This is a genomic window from Streptomyces sp. LUP30, from assembly GCF_001746365.1.
Lineage (GTDB): Bacteria > Actinomycetota > Actinomycetes > Streptomycetales > Streptomycetaceae > Streptomyces.
On the sequence record NZ_MJAJ01000040.1, the window covers coordinates 56,140 to 71,464 of the forward strand.

Annotated in this window: 15 protein-coding genes; 14 read left to right on the forward strand and 1 reads right to left on the reverse strand. The window is 70.8% G+C overall.

Features of this window, described 5'->3' with window-relative positions:
- Positions 1 to 8: 8 nt before the first annotated feature.
- The 12 genes from BG482_RS27805 to nusB all read left to right on the forward strand — a co-directional run bounded on the left by BG482_RS27805 (position 9) and on the right by nusB (position 12,690).
- A complete protein-coding gene (locus BG482_RS27805; RefSeq protein ID WP_069771902.1) occupies positions 9 to 341 on the forward strand; it encodes a hypothetical protein in 333 nt (110 codons plus the stop codon).
- Positions 341 to 3,013 (forward strand): alanine--tRNA ligase, encoded by a 2,673-nt coding sequence (gene alaS / locus BG482_RS27810; RefSeq protein WP_069771903.1) that lies wholly within the window; start codon positions 341 to 343, stop codon positions 3,011 to 3,013. Before BG482_RS27805 ends, alaS begins: the two co-directional genes overlap by 1 nt.
- Positions 3,014 to 3,021: 8 nt before the next feature.
- On the forward strand, positions 3,022 to 3,486 hold the full coding sequence (gene ruvX, locus BG482_RS27815) for a Holliday junction resolvase RuvX (RefSeq protein WP_069771927.1): 465 nt from the start codon (positions 3,022 to 3,024) through the stop codon (positions 3,484 to 3,486).
- A 123-nt stretch (positions 3,487 to 3,609) separates the two neighbouring features.
- Entirely contained in the window at positions 3,610 to 5,493 is a 1,884-nt protein-coding gene (mltG, locus tag BG482_RS27820; protein WP_079142223.1) for an endolytic transglycosylase MltG, read from the forward strand.
- Positions 5,474 to 6,331, forward strand: a complete 858-nt coding sequence (locus BG482_RS27825) for a shikimate dehydrogenase (protein WP_069771905.1) — start codon at positions 5,474 to 5,476, stop codon at positions 6,329 to 6,331. The genes mltG and BG482_RS27825 overlap by 20 nt, the downstream gene beginning before the upstream one ends.
- Before the next feature lie 172 nt (positions 6,332 to 6,503).
- Positions 6,504 to 7,688: a chorismate synthase gene (gene aroC, locus BG482_RS27830; protein WP_069771906.1), complete on the forward strand. Its 1,185-nt coding sequence runs from the start codon at positions 6,504 to 6,506 to the stop codon at positions 7,686 to 7,688.
- Positions 7,685 to 8,200 carry a shikimate kinase gene (locus BG482_RS27835; RefSeq protein ID WP_069771907.1) on the forward strand — a complete coding sequence of 172 codons (516 nt, stop codon included), beginning with the start codon at positions 7,685 to 7,687 and terminating at the stop codon, positions 8,198 to 8,200. Before aroC ends, BG482_RS27835 begins: the two co-directional genes overlap by 4 nt.
- The gene (gene aroB, locus BG482_RS27840) at positions 8,197 to 9,291 is read left to right on the forward strand and encodes a 3-dehydroquinate synthase (RefSeq protein WP_069771908.1); all 1,095 of its coding nucleotides are present in this window, start codon (positions 8,197 to 8,199) and stop codon (positions 9,289 to 9,291) included. The genes BG482_RS27835 and aroB overlap by 4 nt, the downstream gene beginning before the upstream one ends.
- Before the next feature lie 220 nt (positions 9,292 to 9,511).
- Entirely contained in the window at positions 9,512 to 10,390 is an 879-nt protein-coding gene (locus BG482_RS27845) for a Pro-rich N-terminal domain-containing protein (protein WP_069771909.1), read from the forward strand.
- 144 nt (positions 10,391 to 10,534) lie between these two features.
- A complete protein-coding gene (locus BG482_RS27850; protein WP_069771910.1) occupies positions 10,535 to 11,641 on the forward strand; it encodes an aminopeptidase P family protein in 1,107 nt (368 codons plus the stop codon).
- Between the two features lie 51 nt (positions 11,642 to 11,692).
- The gene (gene efp, locus BG482_RS27855) at positions 11,693 to 12,259 is read left to right on the forward strand and encodes an elongation factor P (protein WP_020117452.1); all 567 of its coding nucleotides are present in this window, start codon (positions 11,693 to 11,695) and stop codon (positions 12,257 to 12,259) included.
- Positions 12,260 to 12,261: 2 nt separating this feature from the next.
- Positions 12,262 to 12,690, forward strand: coding sequence for a transcription antitermination factor NusB (nusB, locus tag BG482_RS27860; protein WP_069771911.1), 429 nt, complete (start codon positions 12,262 to 12,264; stop codon positions 12,688 to 12,690).
- Positions 12,691 to 12,914: 224 nt separating this feature from the next.
- Here nusB and bldD read toward each other — a convergent pair whose 3' ends face one another.
- A complete protein-coding gene (bldD, locus tag BG482_RS27865; RefSeq protein WP_030785871.1) occupies positions 12,915 to 13,415 on the reverse strand; it encodes a transcriptional regulator BldD in 501 nt (166 codons plus the stop codon).
- 240 nt (positions 13,416 to 13,655) lie between these two features.
- Here bldD and pyrR point away from each other — a divergent pair, with 240 nt between their 5' ends.
- Entirely contained in the window at positions 13,656 to 14,246 is a 591-nt protein-coding gene (gene pyrR, locus BG482_RS27870) for a bifunctional pyr operon transcriptional regulator/uracil phosphoribosyltransferase PyrR (RefSeq protein WP_069771912.1), read from the forward strand.
- 98 nt (positions 14,247 to 14,344) lie between these two features.
- Positions 14,345 to 15,325: an aspartate carbamoyltransferase catalytic subunit gene (locus BG482_RS27875; RefSeq protein ID WP_069771913.1), complete on the forward strand. Its 981-nt coding sequence runs from the start codon at positions 14,345 to 14,347 to the stop codon at positions 15,323 to 15,325.

Below are 15,325 nucleotides of genomic sequence, written 5' to 3' on the forward strand. Positions count from 1 at the left end.
AGCCAGCGATGTTCCGCCGCACCTTCTGGTTCAGCACGGGCGTGGCCGCCGGTGTCTGGGCCACCACCAAGGTCAACCGCAAGCTCAGGCAGCTGACCCCCGAGAGCCTCGCCGCCGCCGCGGCCAACAAGGCGCTCGAGACGGGAGCACGCCTCAAGGACCGCGCGGTCGGCTTCGCGCTCGACGTGCGCGACAACATGGCCCAGCGCGAGGCAGAACTCGGGGAGGCTCTCGGGATCCACGAGGACCCCGCGCTCCCCGCGCCCAGGCGGTATCCCGCCATCGAGAACACGACGTACTCGCAGCAGAAGAACCCGTACAACCGGAATGAGGACCACTGATGGAGTCGGCCGAGATTCGCCGCCGCTGGCTGAGCTTCTACGAGGAGCGCGGGCACACCGTCGTCCCTTCGGCGTCGCTCATCGCGGACGACCCGACTCTGCTCCTGGTCCCCGCCGGCATGGTCCCCTTCAAGCCGTACTTCCTCGGCGAGGTCAAGCCGCCGTGGTCGCGCGCCACCAGCGTGCAGAAGTGCGTGCGCACGCCCGACATCGAAGAGGTCGGCAAGACCACCCGCCACGGCACGTTCTTCCAGATGTGCGGCAACTTCTCCTTCGGCGACTACTTCAAGGAAGGCGCCGTCAAGTACGCCTGGGAGCTGCTCACCACGCCCCAGGACAAGGGCGGTTACGGCCTGGATCCGGAGCGGCTCTGGATCACCGTCTACAAGGACGACGACGAGGCCGAGCGCATCTGGCACGACGTCGTCGGTGTGCCCAAGGAGCGCATCCAGCGCCTCGGCATGAAGGACAACTACTGGTCCATGGGCGTCCCCGGCCCCTGCGGACCGTGTTCCGAGATCAACTACGACCGCGGCCCCGAGTTCGGCGTCGAGGGCGGCCCGGCCGTCAACGACGAGCGGTACGTGGAGATCTGGAACCTCGTCTTCATGCAGTACGAGCGCGGCGAGGGCATCGGCAAGGACAACTTCGAGATCCTGGGCGAGCTGCCGAGCAAGAACATCGACACGGGCCTCGGCCTGGAGCGCCTCGCCATGATTCTGCAGGGCGTGCAGAACATGTACGAGATCGACACCTCCATGGCCGTCATCAAGAAGGCCACCGAGCTGACCGGCGTCGAGTACGGCCGTGCCCACGACTCGGACGTCTCCCTGCGCGTGGTCACCGACCACATGCGCACGTCCGTGATGCTCATCGGCGACGGCGTCACCCCCGGCAACGAGGGCCGCGGCTACGTGCTGCGCCGCATCATGCGCCGCGCCATCCGCAACATGCGCCTCCTCGGCGCCACCGGTCCGGTCGTCAAGGACCTCATCGACACCGTCATCGAGATGATGGGTCAGCAGTACCCGGAGCTCGTCACCGACCGGCAGCGCATCGAGACGGTGGCCCTCGCCGAGGAGGCCGCCTTCCTCAAGACCCTGAAGGCCGGCACGAACATCCTCGACACGGCCATCAGCGAGACGAAGCAGTCCGGCGGCGCGGTCCTCGCCGGCGACAAGGCCTTCCTGCTCCACGACACCTGGGGCTTCCCGATCGACCTCACCCTCGAGATGGCCGCCGAGCAGGGCCTCTCCGTGGACGAGGACGGCTTCCGCCGTCTGATGAAGGAGCAGCGGGACAAGGCCAAGGCCGACGCCCAGGCCAAGAAGACCGGCCACGCCGGTGTGGGCGCCTACCGCGAGATCGCCGACCAGGCCGGGGCGACCGACTTCATCGGCTACTCCGACACCGAGGCCGAGTCGACGATCGTCGGCATCCTCGTCGACGGGGCCTCCTCGCCCGCCGCCACCGAGGGCGACGAGGTCGAGATCGTCCTCGACCGCACCCCGTTCTACGCCGAGGGCGGCGGCCAGATCGGCGACACCGGCCGGATCAGGCTGGACACCGGCGCGATCGTCGAGATCCGCGACACCCAGAAGCCGGTTCCCGGCGTGTACGTCCACAAGGGCGTCGTCCAGGTCGGCGAGGTCACGGTCGGCGCCAAGGCCCACGCCTCGATCGACCGGCGTCGCCGCACGGCCATCGCCCGCGCCCACTCCGCCACCCACCTCACCCACCAGGCGCTGCGGGACGCCCTCGGTCCGACGGCCGCCCAGGCCGGTTCCGAGAACCAGCCCGGCCGCTTCCGCTTCGACTTCGGCTCCCCGGCCGCCGTTCCGACGGCCGTGATGACCGACGTCGAGCAGAAGATCAACGAGGTGCTGGCCCGCGAACTCGACGTCCAGGCCGAGGTCATGGGCATCGACGAGGCCAAGAAGCAGGGCGCCATCGCCGAGTTCGGCGAGAAGTACGGCGAGCGCGTCCGCGTCGTCACCATCGGCGACTTCTCCAAGGAGCTGTGCGGCGGCACGCATGTGCACAACACCGCTCAGCTCGGACTGGTCAAGCTGCTGGGAGAGTCGTCCATCGGTTCCGGCGTGCGCCGGATCGAGGCCCTCGTCGGCGTCGACGCCTACAACTTCCTCGCCCGTGAGCACACGGTCGTCGCCCAGCTCCAGGAGCTGATCAAGGGACGTCCCGAGGAGCTCCCGGAGAAGGTCTCCGCCATGCTCGGCAAGCTGAAGGACGCCGAGAAGGAGATCGAGAAGTTCCGCGCCGAGAAGGTACTGCAGGCCGCCGCGGGTCTCGTGGACTCCGCCAAGGACGTCCGCGGCATCGCCGTCGTCACCGGCCAGGTCCCGGACGGCACCACGCCGGACGACCTGCGCAGGCTGGTTCTCGACGTGCGCGGCCGCATCCAGGGCGGCCGGGCCGCGGTGGTCGCCCTGTTCACGGTGAACAACGGCAAGCCGCTGACGGTCATCGCCACCAACGAGGCCGCCCGTGAGCGTGGTCTCAAGGCCGGCGAGCTGGTCCGTACGGCCGCCAAGACGCTCGGCGGCGGCGGTGGCGGCAAGCCGGACGTCGCTCAGGGCGGCGGCCAGAACGCGGCCGCCGTCGGCGAGGCCGTGGACGCCGTCGAGCGCCTCGTGGCGGAAACGGCCAAGTGAGCGAGCCGATGCGCAAGGGCCGTCGACTCGCGATCGACGTCGGGGACGCCCGGATCGGGGTCGCCTCGTGCGACCCCGACGGGATCCTCGCCACTCCGGTGGAGACGGTCCCCGGCCGGGACGTCCCGGCGGCTCATCGGCGGCTGTCACAGCTGGTCGAGGAGTACGAGCCGATCGAGGTCGTCGTCGGTCTCCCTCGCTCCCTCAAGGGGGGCGAGGGGCCCGCCGCGGTGAAGGTGCGCGGATTCGCACAGGAGCTGGCGAACAGAATCGCGCCCGTATCCGTACGTCTGGTGGACGAGAGGATGACGACCGTGACGGCCAGTCAGGGACTGCGTGCCTCAGGCGTGAAGGCGAAGAAGGGCCGGTCGGTGATCGACCAGGCAGCCGCTGTGATCATCCTGCAGCAGGCGCTGGAATCCGAACGAGTGTCAGGCAAAGCACCGGGCGAGGGCGTCGAAGTGGTCATCTGATCGCGATACGGTAACGTTCCGCGCGATGTGGCGGTGTTCGAACAGCCGCCGCACAGAGAGAGGCGGAACGGTGATGGGCCCGCGAAGGCCGAGTGATCGCCGCCTTGCGGCTCTAGGGGATCGATGACTGAGTATGGCCGGGGCCCAGGCTCCGAACCGTGGCATCCGGAGGACCCGTTGTACGGGGACGGCGGATGGGAAGGGCAGCAGGCCCCCACGGGTCATCAGCCTGCCTACGGCGGCCAGCAGCAGCACCACTACCCGCAGCAGCAGGACCCTCAGCACCCGCAGCACCCTCAGCAGTCAGAGTACGGAGACTGGGGCCAGGGGCAGCAGTACGACCGGCAACAGGCCCCGTACGACCCGCAGTACCAGGGCTACGGCCAGCAGCAGTACACCGATCCGGGCCAGCAGCAGTACCCCGATCAAGGCCAGCAGCAGTACCCCGATCAAGGCCAGCAGCAGTACGGCGATCAGGGACAGCAGCAGTACGCCCATCAGAACCAGCAGCACCAGAACCAGCAGCACGGCTACCACGAGGGGTACCAGGAGGGCGGCTGGGACGGGACGGGCACGCATGCCCACGTCCCCTACGCGGCCGACCCCGGTGACCCCTACGGCCAGCAGGCCGCCGCCTACGGCGCGGAACAGCCGGACTTCTACGGCACTCCGGACGCGTATCCGCCGCCCGAGCCGCCCGCCCGGCGCCGGCCCGAGCCCGAGCCCGAAGCCGAACCGGAGCCCGAGGCGGCGCCGGAGTCCGGATCCGAGCAGAACACCGACTGGGATCCGGGACCCGACCAGGGGGAGCACGCGTTCTTCGCGGGCGGCGACGCCGATGCCGACGACGAGGACGACGAGGAGTCGGACCGCGGGAAGCGCCGAAGCCGCGCAGGCAAAGGCGCGAAGGGCACGAAGAGCAAGAAGAAGAGCCGCAACGGCTGCGCCTGTCTGATCGTCGTCCTGGTGTTCGCGGGCGGCATCGGAGGCGTCGGCTACGTCGGGTACCACTACTACAAGAATCGTTACAGCGCGGCTCCGGACTTCGCCGGCGGGGGCACCGGCCAGACCGTGAGCGTGGAGGTTCCCAAAGGCTCGGGCGGCGCGGACATCGGCCGTCTGCTGAAGGAGGCCGGCGTCGTCAAGAGCGTCGACGCCTTCGTGTCCGCGTGCACGTCCAATCCGGACGGGGGCAAGATCCAGGCGGGTGCGTACATCCTGAAGAAGCAGATGTCCGCGAAGAGCGCCGTCGCGATGATGCTCGACCCCAAGAGCCAGGCCAACGTGCTGGTGACGCCGGGGCAGCGGAACGTGGCGGTCTACCGGAGCATCGACGCGAAACTCGGCCTCGCCGAGGGCGCCACCCGGAAGGTCGCGGAGAGCAAGTACGCGACGCTCGGGCTACCCAAGTGGGCCGACGACAACAGGGAGATCAAGGACCCGTTGGAGGGCTTCCTCTTCCCGGGCACCTACGGGGCCGCCAAGGGCATGAAGCCGGAGACGGTCCTCAAGGCGATGGTCGACCACGCCAACGACGTGTACGGCAGGTACGACTTCGTGGCCAAGGCCAAGGCGCTCAAGCTGGAGAGTCCGCTCCAGGTCATCACGGTCGCCAGCCTGGTCCAGGCCGAGGGCAAGACGCACGACGACTACCGCAAGATGGCGGAGGTCGTCTACAACCGCCTCAAGCCCACCAACGACCAGACCAACCAGTTGCTGCAGTTCGACTCGACCTTTAACTACCTGAAGGGCGAGAGCAAGATCCACATCAGCGAGTCCGAGATCAACAGCAACAAGGACCCGTACAACACCTACACCAACAGGGGCCTGCCTCCCGGTCCGATCGGCAACCCCGGTGAGGACGCGCTGAAGGCCACGCTGAATCCGACCTCCGACGGCTGGATCTACTTCGTGGCCACCGACGGCAAGAGCAACACCGAATTCGCCAAGACCTACGCCGAATTCAAGCGACTCAAGGAAAAGTTCGATGCCAGCTCGGGCAACTGACGCCCGCCGGGCCGCCGTGCTCGGCAGCCCCATCGCCCACTCCCTCTCCCCGGCGCTGCACCGTGCCGCGTACGAGGCGCTGGAACTCACCGGCTGGACGTACGACCGATTCGACGTCGACGAGGATGCCCTGGCCGCCTTCCTCGACGGGCTGGGCGCCGAGTGGACCGGTCTGTCGCTGACCATGCCGCTGAAGCGCGCGGTCATCCCGTTGCTCGACGAGATCAGCGAGACCGCGGCCTCCGTCGAGGCGGTCAACACCCTCGTGTTCACCGAGGACGGCCGTCGGCTCGGCGACAACACCGACGTCCCCGGCATGGTCGACGCGCTGCGCGAGCGCGGAATCGAACAGGTCGAGTCGGCCGCGATCCTCGGCGCCGGCGCCACCGCGTCCTCCGCCCTGGCCGCGCTCACCCGGGTCTGCACCGGTCGGATCGTCGCCTACGTGCGCAGCGAGGCCCGCGCGGCCGAGATGCGGCAGTGGGGCGAGCGGCTCGACGTCGAGATCCTGATCGCCGACTGGGCGGACGCCGCCGACGCGCTGAACTTCCCGCTGGTCGTCGCGACCACCCCGGCCGGGGCCACGGACGCCCTCGCCGCGTCCGTGCCGGAGCGCCCCGCCACCCTCTTCGACGTGCTCTACGACCCCTGGCCGACCGAGCTGGCCGCGCGCTGGTCCATGTTCGGCGGCGCCGTGGTCAGCGGCCTCGACCTGCTGGTGCACCAGGCCGTGCTCCAGGTGGAGCAGATGACCGGTCGCGCCCCGGCCCCGGTGGAGGCCATGCGCCGGGCGGGCGAGCGGGCCCTCGCCTCCCGCCGAGCGCCGCACCGCCCGTGACCGACCCGGGCGTCCCGCCGTCCGCTTGCTGGACCGGCGACCGGCTTCGGGGCCGGGACGTGGGAGGATCGGGGGTGGCGGGCCAGGGCCGCGCACCCGGTCACGCCGACGACGTACGCGAAGGACGCGCGTACGCAGAGCAGTACCAGGGCGCGAGCACTGAGGAGCATCGTTGAGCAGGCTGCGTTGGCTGACCGCGGGGGAATCCCACGGTCCCGCACTTGTCGCGACGCTGGAGGGCCTTCCCGCCGGCGTGCCGATCACCACCGAGATGGTCGCCGACCACCTCGCGCGGCGACGGCTCGGCTATGGGCGCGGTGCGCGGATGAAGTTCGAGCGCGACGAGATCACCTTCCTCGGCGGCGTCCGGCACGGTCTGACCATGGGTTCGCCGGTCGCCGTCATGGTGGGCAACACGGAGTGGCCCAAGTGGGAACAGGTCATGGCGGCCGACCCGGTCGACCCGGAGATCCTCGCGGGCCTCGCCCGCAACGCCCCGCTCACCCGGCCGCGCCCCGGCCACGCCGACCTCGCCGGAATGCAGAAGTACGGCTTCGACGAGGCCCGCCCGATCCTGGAGCGCGCCTCCGCGCGGGAGACCGCCGCCCGGGTCGCCCTCGGCGCGGTCGCCCGGTCGTACCTCAAGGAGACGGCCGGCATCGAGATCGTCTCCCACGTCGTGGAGCTGGCCGCCGCCAAGGCGCCGTACGGCGTCCTGCCGACCCCGGCCGACGTCGAGAAGCTGGACGCCGACCCGGTCCGCTGCCTGGACGCGGACGCGTCGAAGGCGATGGTCGCGGAGATCGACCAGGCCCACAAGGACGGCGACACCCTCGGCGGCGTCGTCGAAGTGCTGGCCTACGGCGTCCCGGTCGGACTCGGCTCGCACGTGCACTGGGACCGCCGGCTGGACGCCCGGCTGGCCGCCGCGCTGATGGGCATCCAGGCGATCAAGGGCGTGGAGGTCGGCGACGGCTTCGACCTCGCGCGCGTGCCGGGCTCGAAGGCGCACGACGAGATCCTCGCCACCGGCGACGGCATCAAGCGCGCCTCCGGCCGCTCCGGCGGCACCGAGGGCGGACTGACCACCGGCGAGCTGCTGCGCGTGCGCGCGGCGATGAAGCCGATCGCGACCGTGCCGCGGGCCCTGCAGACGGTCGACGTCGCCACGGGCGAGGCGACCCAGGCGCATCACCAGCGTTCCGACGTGTGCGCGGTCCCGGCCGCCGGCATCGTCGCCGAGGCGATGGTCGCGCTGGTGCTGGCGGACGCGGTGGCGGAGAAGTTCGGCGGCGACAGCGTCGTCGAGACCCGTCGCAACGTGCGCTCGTACCTCGACAACCTGCACATCCGATGAGCGGGCCACGCGTCGTCCTGGTGGGCCCCATGGGCGTCGGCAAGTCCACCGTCGGGCGACTGCTCGCCGAGCGGCTCGGCGTCGCCTACCGCGACACCGACGACGACATCGTCGCCGAGGCGGGGCGCAGCATCGCGGAGGTCTTCGTCGACGAGGGCGAGGACGCCTTCCGTGCGATGGAGAAGCAGGCCGTGCGGCGCGCCCTCGCCGAGCACGACGGCGTCCTGGCGCTCGGCGGCGGCTCGATCCTGGACCCGGACACGCGCGACCTGCTGGCCGGTCAGCGCGTGCTCTACCTGGCGATGGACGTCGAGGAGGCGGTCAAGCGCACCGGCCTGAACGCGGCCCGCCCGTTGCTCGCCGTCAACCCGCGCAAGCAGTGGCGCGAGTTGATGGAGGCCCGGCGCCCTCTGTACGAGGGCGTCGCCACCGCGGTCGTGACCACGGACGGCCGTACGCCCGAAGAGGTCAGCCAAGCAGCCCTGGACGCACTGGAGTTGAAGGAAGCATGAGCAGCGAGTCCGTGACGCGGATCCGGATCGGCGGCAGTGCGGGGACGGACCCCTACGAGGTGCTGGTCGGCCGTCAGCTGCTGGGTGAGCTCGGCGGCCTGATCGGCGACCGCGTCAAGCGGGTCGCCGTGATCCACCCCGAGGCGCTCGCCGAGACCGGGGACGCGCTCCGCGCCGACCTGGCCGGGCAGGGCTTCGACGCCGTCGCCATCCAGGTGCCCAACGCGGAGGAGGCCAAGACCGCCGAGGTCGCGGCCTACTGCTGGAAGGCGCTCGGTCAGTCCGGGTTCACCCGCACGGACGTCGTCGTGGGCGTCGGCGGCGGCTCGACCACCGACCTGGCCGGGTTCGTCGCCGCGACCTGGCTGCGCGGGGTGCGCTGGGTCGCCGTCCCGACGACGGTGCTCGCCATGGTCGACGCGGCCGTCGGCGGCAAGACCGGCATCAACACCGCCGAGGGCAAGAACCTCGTCGGCTCCTTCCACCCGCCGGCCGGGGTGCTGTGCGACCTGGCCGCGCTCGACTCCCTCCCGGTGAACGACTACGTCTCGGGCCTGGCCGAGATCATCAAGGCCGGTTTCATCGCCGACCCGGTGATCCTTGACCTCATCGAGTCCGACCCGGAGGCCGCGCGCACCCCGCAGGGTCCGCACACCGCCGAGCTCATCGAGCGCTCCATCAGGGTCAAGGCGGACGTCGTGTCCTCCGACCTCAAGGAGTCCGGCCTGCGGGAGATCCTCAACTACGGCCACACCCTCGCGCACGCCATCGAGAAGAACGAGCGCTACAAGTGGCGGCACGGCGCGGCCGTCTCCGTGGGCATGCACTTCGCCGCCGAACTGGGCCGCCTCGCGGGCCGCCTGGACGACGCCACGGCCGACCGGCACCGCACGGTCCTGGAGTCGGTGGGCCTCCCGCTGCACTACCGCCTCGACCAGTGGCCCAAGCTGCTGGAGAACATGAAGGTCGACAAGAAGTCCCGTGGCGACCTGCTGCGCTTCATCGTCCTGGACGGCCTGGCCAAGCCGACCGTCCTCGAAGGGCCCGACCCGGCCGTTCTGCTCGCCGCGTACGGCGAGGTGGGCGAGTAGGACCGCCGGGCGGCCGGGTAGGTCCGCCCGCTCCCCTTCCGCCCGATTCGCCGTCCACATCGGGCACTTCGGACCGCCCCCGGCCGTTCACCGAACGACAGCCGGGGGCGATACCGTTCGGACGGGGGCACCTCCACACGCCCTTTAGGCTGTGGTGAGACAGGGGGGCCGCGCCCCCACAGCCAGCGCCCATTGCCTGTACGAGACGGAGTGGCACCGGATGCAGCACGCAGTGGGTTCTCCGCTGCCGCCGCCCCACCAGCCGGGGCACGGTCCGGCCGCCGGCTGGTCGCCGGCCGCGCAACACCCGGGCCCGCAGCAGCCGGGCAGCGCCCCGCACCAGCCGGGTCGGCTCAGCAACCCCGCGGGCCCCGTCCCGCCCGCGCCCCAGCCACCGGTGCCGGTCGTGCCGCCCCCACCCGCGCCGCAGCACGCCCCGGTCCCGCAGGGCGCCGATACCACCGGGCACGTCCCGCTGCCGCCCGGCGCGCCCGTCCCCATGCCCAGCGCGCCGCCCGCCCCGACGCCCCCCGACCCGGCGGCCACGACGCTGGCGGTGCTGCTGATCGGCCCGGCGGGCGCCGGAAAGACCAGCGTCGCCAAGTTCTGGGCCGACCACCGCCGGGTGCCCACCGCCCACGTCAGCCTCGACGACGTGCGCGAGTGGGTCCGCTCGGGCTTCGCCGACCCACAGTCGGGGTGGAACGACCACTCCGAGGCCCAGTACCGGCTGGCCCGCCGCACCTGCGGCTTCGCCGCCCGCAACTTCCTGGCCAACGGCATCTCGTGCATCCTGGACGACGCGATCTTCCCCGACCGTCCAGCCGTGGGCCTGGGCGGCTGGAAACGCCATGTGGGCCCGGGCCTGCTGCCCGTCGTCCTGCTGCCCGGTCTGGAAGTCGTCCTGGAGCGCAACGCCGAGCGTTCCGGCAACCGCCGCCTCACCGACGAGGAGGTCGCCCGCATCCACGGCCGCATGGCCGGCTGGTACGGCTCGGGCCTCCCCATCATCGACAACTCCCAGCTCGACGTCCCGACGACGGCCAGAGTCCTGGACGACGTGCTGGCCCGGGCGATCGCCAGCCCGCCCAAGTGGTAGCCGGCGGGACGGGGGACCGTCGCAGGCGCGGGTGACGGCGCGACAGGCCTCGTCTGCCGGGCGGCGCACGCCCGCTCGTGGAGCCGCGTCCCCCGAACGCCTTCCCAACCGGCGCGATCCGGTCGGCGCTCCTACGCTCGTGTCATGTCAGAGGTGTACGAATCCCGCCGAAACCGCCTACGGGAACGTTGCCGCGCGGCAGGCAGCGCGGCAGCGCTGATCTCCCGTCCCGCCAACGTGAGGTATCTCGCGGGCGCCGCCCCGAACGGCGCCGTCCTGCTGCTGGGCGCACGGGACGACCTCCTCGTCTGCCCCGGGCCGCTCGACGAGCGTCCGGGCGAAGGCCGACCGGACGACGCGCTGCGCGTCCACTCCCTGTCGCACGCCGGAGGCGATCCGGCGGTCGCCGCCGCCGACCTCCACGTGGCCGGGGGCGGCGATTCGCTCGCGATCGAGGAGCATCACCTCACGGTGTCCCGGCACCGCGAGATCCGCTCCGTAGCGCCCCGGCTGCGGGTGGTCGACCTGGGCGGCGCGGTGGAGCAGGCGAGGGTGGTGAAGGACGAGGAGGAGATCTCCTGCCTGCGCATCGGCGCCGAGATCGCCGACCAGGCCCTGGGGGAGCTCCTGGAGTCCATCCTGGTGGGGCGCACGGAACGCCATCTCGCCCTCGAACTGGAGCGACGCCTGGTCGACCACGGCGCCGACGGACCCGCCTTCGCCACCTCGGTCGGCACCGGCCCGAACTCGGGCCGCCGCGGGCACCGGCCCACCGACCGGCGGGTCGAGGAGGGTGACTTCCTCTCGGTCTGTCTGGGGGCGGCCTACCGAGGCTACCGCTGCGAGATCGGCCGCACCTTCGTGATCGGCACCTCTCCCGCCGACTGGCAGATCGAGCTGTACGACCTCGTCTTCGCCGCTCAGCGCGCCGGGCGGGAGGCCCTGGCACCCGGTGTGGCCTGCCGTGACGTCGACCGCGCGGCACGCCAGGTGCTGGGTTCCGCGGGCCACTGCGACGGGCTCCCGGCGCTCGTCGGGCACGGTGTCGGACTCGAAAACGAAGAGGACCCGCAGTTGACTCCCGCAGCCATGGGTAAACTGGACGCTTGCGTGCCGGTCACCGTCGAACCCGGGGTCCACCTCCCGGGTCGGGGCGGCGTCCGGATCGATGACACGCTCGTCGTGCGCCCCGAGGCGGACGGCGGACCCGAGCTACTCACCATCACGACCAAGGAGCTGCTCGCCCTCTAGGCAGGTGCGTGCCCCGGGGTCGTCCACGTCAGTCCAGGAGATTCCGCAACCGTGGCTTCCACGAACGACCTCAAGAACGGCCTGGTGCTCAAGCTCGAAGGCGGCCAGCTCTGGTCCGTCGTCGAGTTCCAGCACGTCAAGCCCGGCAAGGGCCCGGCCTTCGTGCGCACCAAGCTGAAGAACGTGCTGTCCGGCAAGGTGGTCGACAAGACCTTCAACGCCGGCGTCAAGGTCGAGACGGCCACTGTCGACAAGCGCGACATGCAGTTCTCGTACATGGACGGCGAGTACTTCGTCTTCATGGACATGGAGACCTATGACCAGCTCATGGTCGACCGCAAGGCGGTCGGCGACGCCGCCAACTTCCTGATCGAGGGCTTCACGGCCACCGTGGCGCAGCACGAGGGCGAGGTGCTCTTCGTCGAGCTGCCGGCGGCCGTCGAGCTCGTCGTCCAGGAGACCGAGCCGGGCCTGCAGGGCGACCGTTCCACCGGCGGCACCAAGCCCGCCACCCTGGAGACCGGTCACCAGATCCAGGTCCCGCTCTTCATCACCACCGGTGAGAAGATCAAGGTCGACACCCGCACCAGCGACTACCTCGGCCGGGTGAACAGCTAACCGTGGCTGCCCGCAACACGGCCCGCAAGCGTGCCTTCCAGATCCTCTTCGAGGGCGACCAGCGCGGAGCCGACGTCCTGACGGTCCTCGCGGACTGGGTCCGGCTCTCCCGGGCCGACACCCGGCAGCCGCCGGTGAGCGAGTACACGATGCAGCTGGTCGAGGGCTACGCGGAGCACGCGCGGCGCATCGACGACCTGCTCTCCCAGTACTCGGTCGGCTGGACGCTGGACCGGATGCCGGTCGTCGACCGCAACATCCTGCGGCTCGGAGCCTACGAGCTGATCTGGGCCGACGAGACCCCGGACGCCGTCGTTCTCGACGAGATGGTGCAGCTGGCGAAGGAGTTCTCGACGGACGAGTCGCCCTCGTTCGTCAACGGCCTGCTCGGCCGCCTCAAGGAGCTCAAGCCGTCCCTGCGGCGCGAATAGCGCACCGCCGGGTGACGGGCCCGGGCGCCGCGGGCCGCCACAGGCGGTCTGCGGGCCGCCAGCGGCGCGTGAAGGCGCTCCGCGTCCCTCGGGGGCGTGAACATGCCGGAGGGCCCACAGCACGTGCTGTGGGCCCTCCGGCATGTTCACGCCTCGACGGAAGTGGCCGGAACCGCCGGGTTCCGGCCACCGCGAGGGTACGTTTCTGCTCAGCCGCGAAGCGGCTAGTTCTCCTCGTGGGAGACGGCGCGCCGCGCGTCCGCGTCCAGCACGCCCCAGCTGATCAGCTGCTCGGTCAGGACCGAGGGCGACTGGTCGTAGATGACGGCGAGGGTGCGCAGGTCGTCCTGGCGGATCGACAGCACCTTGCCGTTGTAGTCGCCGCGCTGCGACTGGATCGTGGCCGCGTAACGCTGCAGCGGGCCCGCCTTCTCGACCGGCACATGGGCCAGTCGCTCCAGGTCGAGGACCAGCTTCGGCGGGGGCTCGGCCGCCCCGCCCGGGGTGGTGCCCGGCAGCAATTCCTGCACGGGAACGCCGTAGAAGTCCGCCAGCTCGGCAAGGCGCTGCACGGTCACGGCGCGGTCGCCGCGCTCGTACGAACCGACCACGACCGCCTTCCAGCGTCCCTGGGACTTCTCCTCGACACCGTGGAGGGAAAGGCCCTGCTGGGTGCGGATCGCCCGGAGCTTGGCCCCGAGCTGTTTGGCGTATTCGCTGGACATATAGCTCCCCGGCACTGGGTCGACGCGGCACGAGCCGCGTGCTGGTAACTCACTGTGAGGTTACGCAGCGTGATTCTTCTGCGTCAAGCCGAATGGTCCACACCGACTCTTCCGTGGTAGTGGCGGCCGATTAGGCCAAGGGGGTGATCGGGGCGCGGTCCCGGCCTGCTACCGTGGATGGCGCAAATCCGACGTCCTTTAAGGTCCGTCCCGTGAGGCGGAGAAGGAGGTCCGTTTCGTATGGACAAGCGTGCCATCGAGCAGGACATCGAGCAGGACCCCCGGCAGGCCGACGCCCGGCCCGTCCTCGAAGCCCCCGACATCGCCCGCGTGCTGACCCGCATCGCCCACGAGATCGTCGAACGCGCCAGGGGCGCCGACGACGTGGTCCTCCTCGGCATCCCGACGCGCGGCGTGTTCCTCGCCCAGCGGCTCGGCGCCAAGCTGGAGCAGATCACCGACCGCAAGATCCCCGTCGGTTCCCTCGACATCACCATGTACCGCGACGACCTGCGCATGCACCCGCCGCGCGCGCTGGCCCGCACGGAGATCCCCGGGGACGGCCTGGACGGCAGGCTGGTCGTCCTCGTCGACGACGTGCTCTTCTCGGGGCGCACCATCCGCGCCGCCCTCGACGCCCTGAACGACCTCGGGCGCCCGCGCGCGGTCCAGCTCGCGGTCCTCGTCGACCGCGGCCACCGCGAACTGCCCATCCGCGCCGACTACGTCGGCAAGAACCTCCCCACGTCGCTGCGGGAGACGGTCAAGGTCCAGCTCGCCGAGGAGGACGGTCGCGACACCGTGCTGCTCGGCGTGAAGCAGACCCAGTAGCAGACGGATCGCGTAGGCCGCCGCCGTACGCCCCTTCGGCACGCCTCCGCCTGCCCGGAACCTCCCCGAATCCTGAACTGCCTTACGGAGCCTGACAGATGCAGCGTCATCTCATCTCGGCCGCCGACCTCACCCGCGACGACGCCGTCCTGATCCTCGACACCGCCGAGGAGATGGCCCGGGTCGCCGACCGGCCCATCAAGAAACTGCCGACCCTGCGCGGCCGCACCATCGTCAACCTCTTCTTCGAGGACTCCACCCGCACCCGCATCTCCTTCGAGGCCGCCGAGAAGCGCCTCTCCGCGGACGTCATCAACTTCTCCGCCAAGGGCTCGAGCGTGTCCAAGGGCGAGTCCCTGAAGGACACCGCGCAGACGCTGGAGGCCATGGGCGTCGACGCGGTCGTCATCCGGCACGGAGCCTCCGGCGCCCCCTACCGGCTGGCCACCTCCGGCTGGATCGACGCCGTCGTCGTCAACGCCGGCGACGGCACCCACCAGCACCCGACCCAGGCCCTCCTGGACGCCTTCACCATGCGCCGCCGGCTCGTCGGCCGGGACGCCGGGATCGGCCAGGACCTCGCGGGCAAGCGCATCACGATCGTCGGCGACGTCCTGCACAGCCGTGTCGCGCGCTCCAACGTCGACCTGCTGCACACCCTCGGCGCGGAGGTCACCCTGGTCGCCCCGCCCACGCTGGTGCCGGTCGGCATCGAGACCTGGCCCTGCGCCGTCTCCTACGACCTGGACAGCACGCTGCCGAAGTCCGACGCGGTGATGATGCTGCGCGTGCAGCGCGAGCGGATGAACGCCGCGTTCTTCCCGACCGAGCGCGAGTACTCGCGGCGCTACGGCCTCGACGGCGACCGCATGGCCCGGATGCCCGAGCACGCCATCGTGATGCACCCCGGACCGATGGTGCGCGGCATGGAGATCACCGCCGAGGTGGCCGACTCCGATCGCTGCACCGTCGTCGAGCAGGTCGCCAACGGCGTGTCCATCCGGATGGCCGTCCTCTACCTGCTCCTGGGCGGCAACGAACCCGCCGTCAGCCACGCCCGCACCACCGAGGAGAAGTAA

What these genes read in the sequence shown, in the direction of transcription:
- BG482_RS27835 (WP_069771907.1), top strand. Translation starts at nt 7,685, where the DNA reads ATGAGCGGGCCACGCGTCGTCCTGGTGGGCCCCATGGGCGTCGGCAAG.
- pyrR (WP_069771912.1), top strand. Translation starts at nt 13,656, where the DNA reads ATGGACAAGCGTGCCATCGAGCAGGACATCGAGCAGGACCCCCGGCAG.
- BG482_RS27875 (WP_069771913.1), top strand. Translation starts at nt 14,345, where the DNA reads ATGCAGCGTCATCTCATCTCGGCCGCCGACCTCACCCGCGACGACGCC.
- aroB (WP_069771908.1), top strand. Translation starts at nt 8,197, where the DNA reads ATGAGCAGCGAGTCCGTGACGCGGATCCGGATCGGCGGCAGTGCGGGG.
- bldD (WP_030785871.1), bottom strand. Translation starts at nt 13,415, where the DNA reads ATGTCCAGCGAATACGCCAAACAGCTCGGGGCCAAGCTCCGGGCGATC.
- alaS (WP_069771903.1), top strand. Translation starts at nt 341, where the DNA reads ATGGAGTCGGCCGAGATTCGCCGCCGCTGGCTGAGCTTCTACGAGGAG.
- BG482_RS27805 (WP_069771902.1), top strand. Translation starts at nt 9, where the DNA reads ATGTTCCGCCGCACCTTCTGGTTCAGCACGGGCGTGGCCGCCGGTGTC.
- BG482_RS27825 (WP_069771905.1), top strand. Translation starts at nt 5,474, where the DNA reads ATGCCAGCTCGGGCAACTGACGCCCGCCGGGCCGCCGTGCTCGGCAGC.
- ruvX (WP_069771927.1), top strand. Translation starts at nt 3,022, where the DNA reads ATGCGCAAGGGCCGTCGACTCGCGATCGACGTCGGGGACGCCCGGATC.
- mltG (WP_079142223.1), top strand. Translation starts at nt 3,610, where the DNA reads ATGACTGAGTATGGCCGGGGCCCAGGCTCCGAACCGTGGCATCCGGAG.
- BG482_RS27845 (WP_069771909.1), top strand. Translation starts at nt 9,512, where the DNA reads ATGCAGCACGCAGTGGGTTCTCCGCTGCCGCCGCCCCACCAGCCGGGG.
- BG482_RS27850 (WP_069771910.1), top strand. Translation starts at nt 10,535, where the DNA reads ATGTCAGAGGTGTACGAATCCCGCCGAAACCGCCTACGGGAACGTTGC.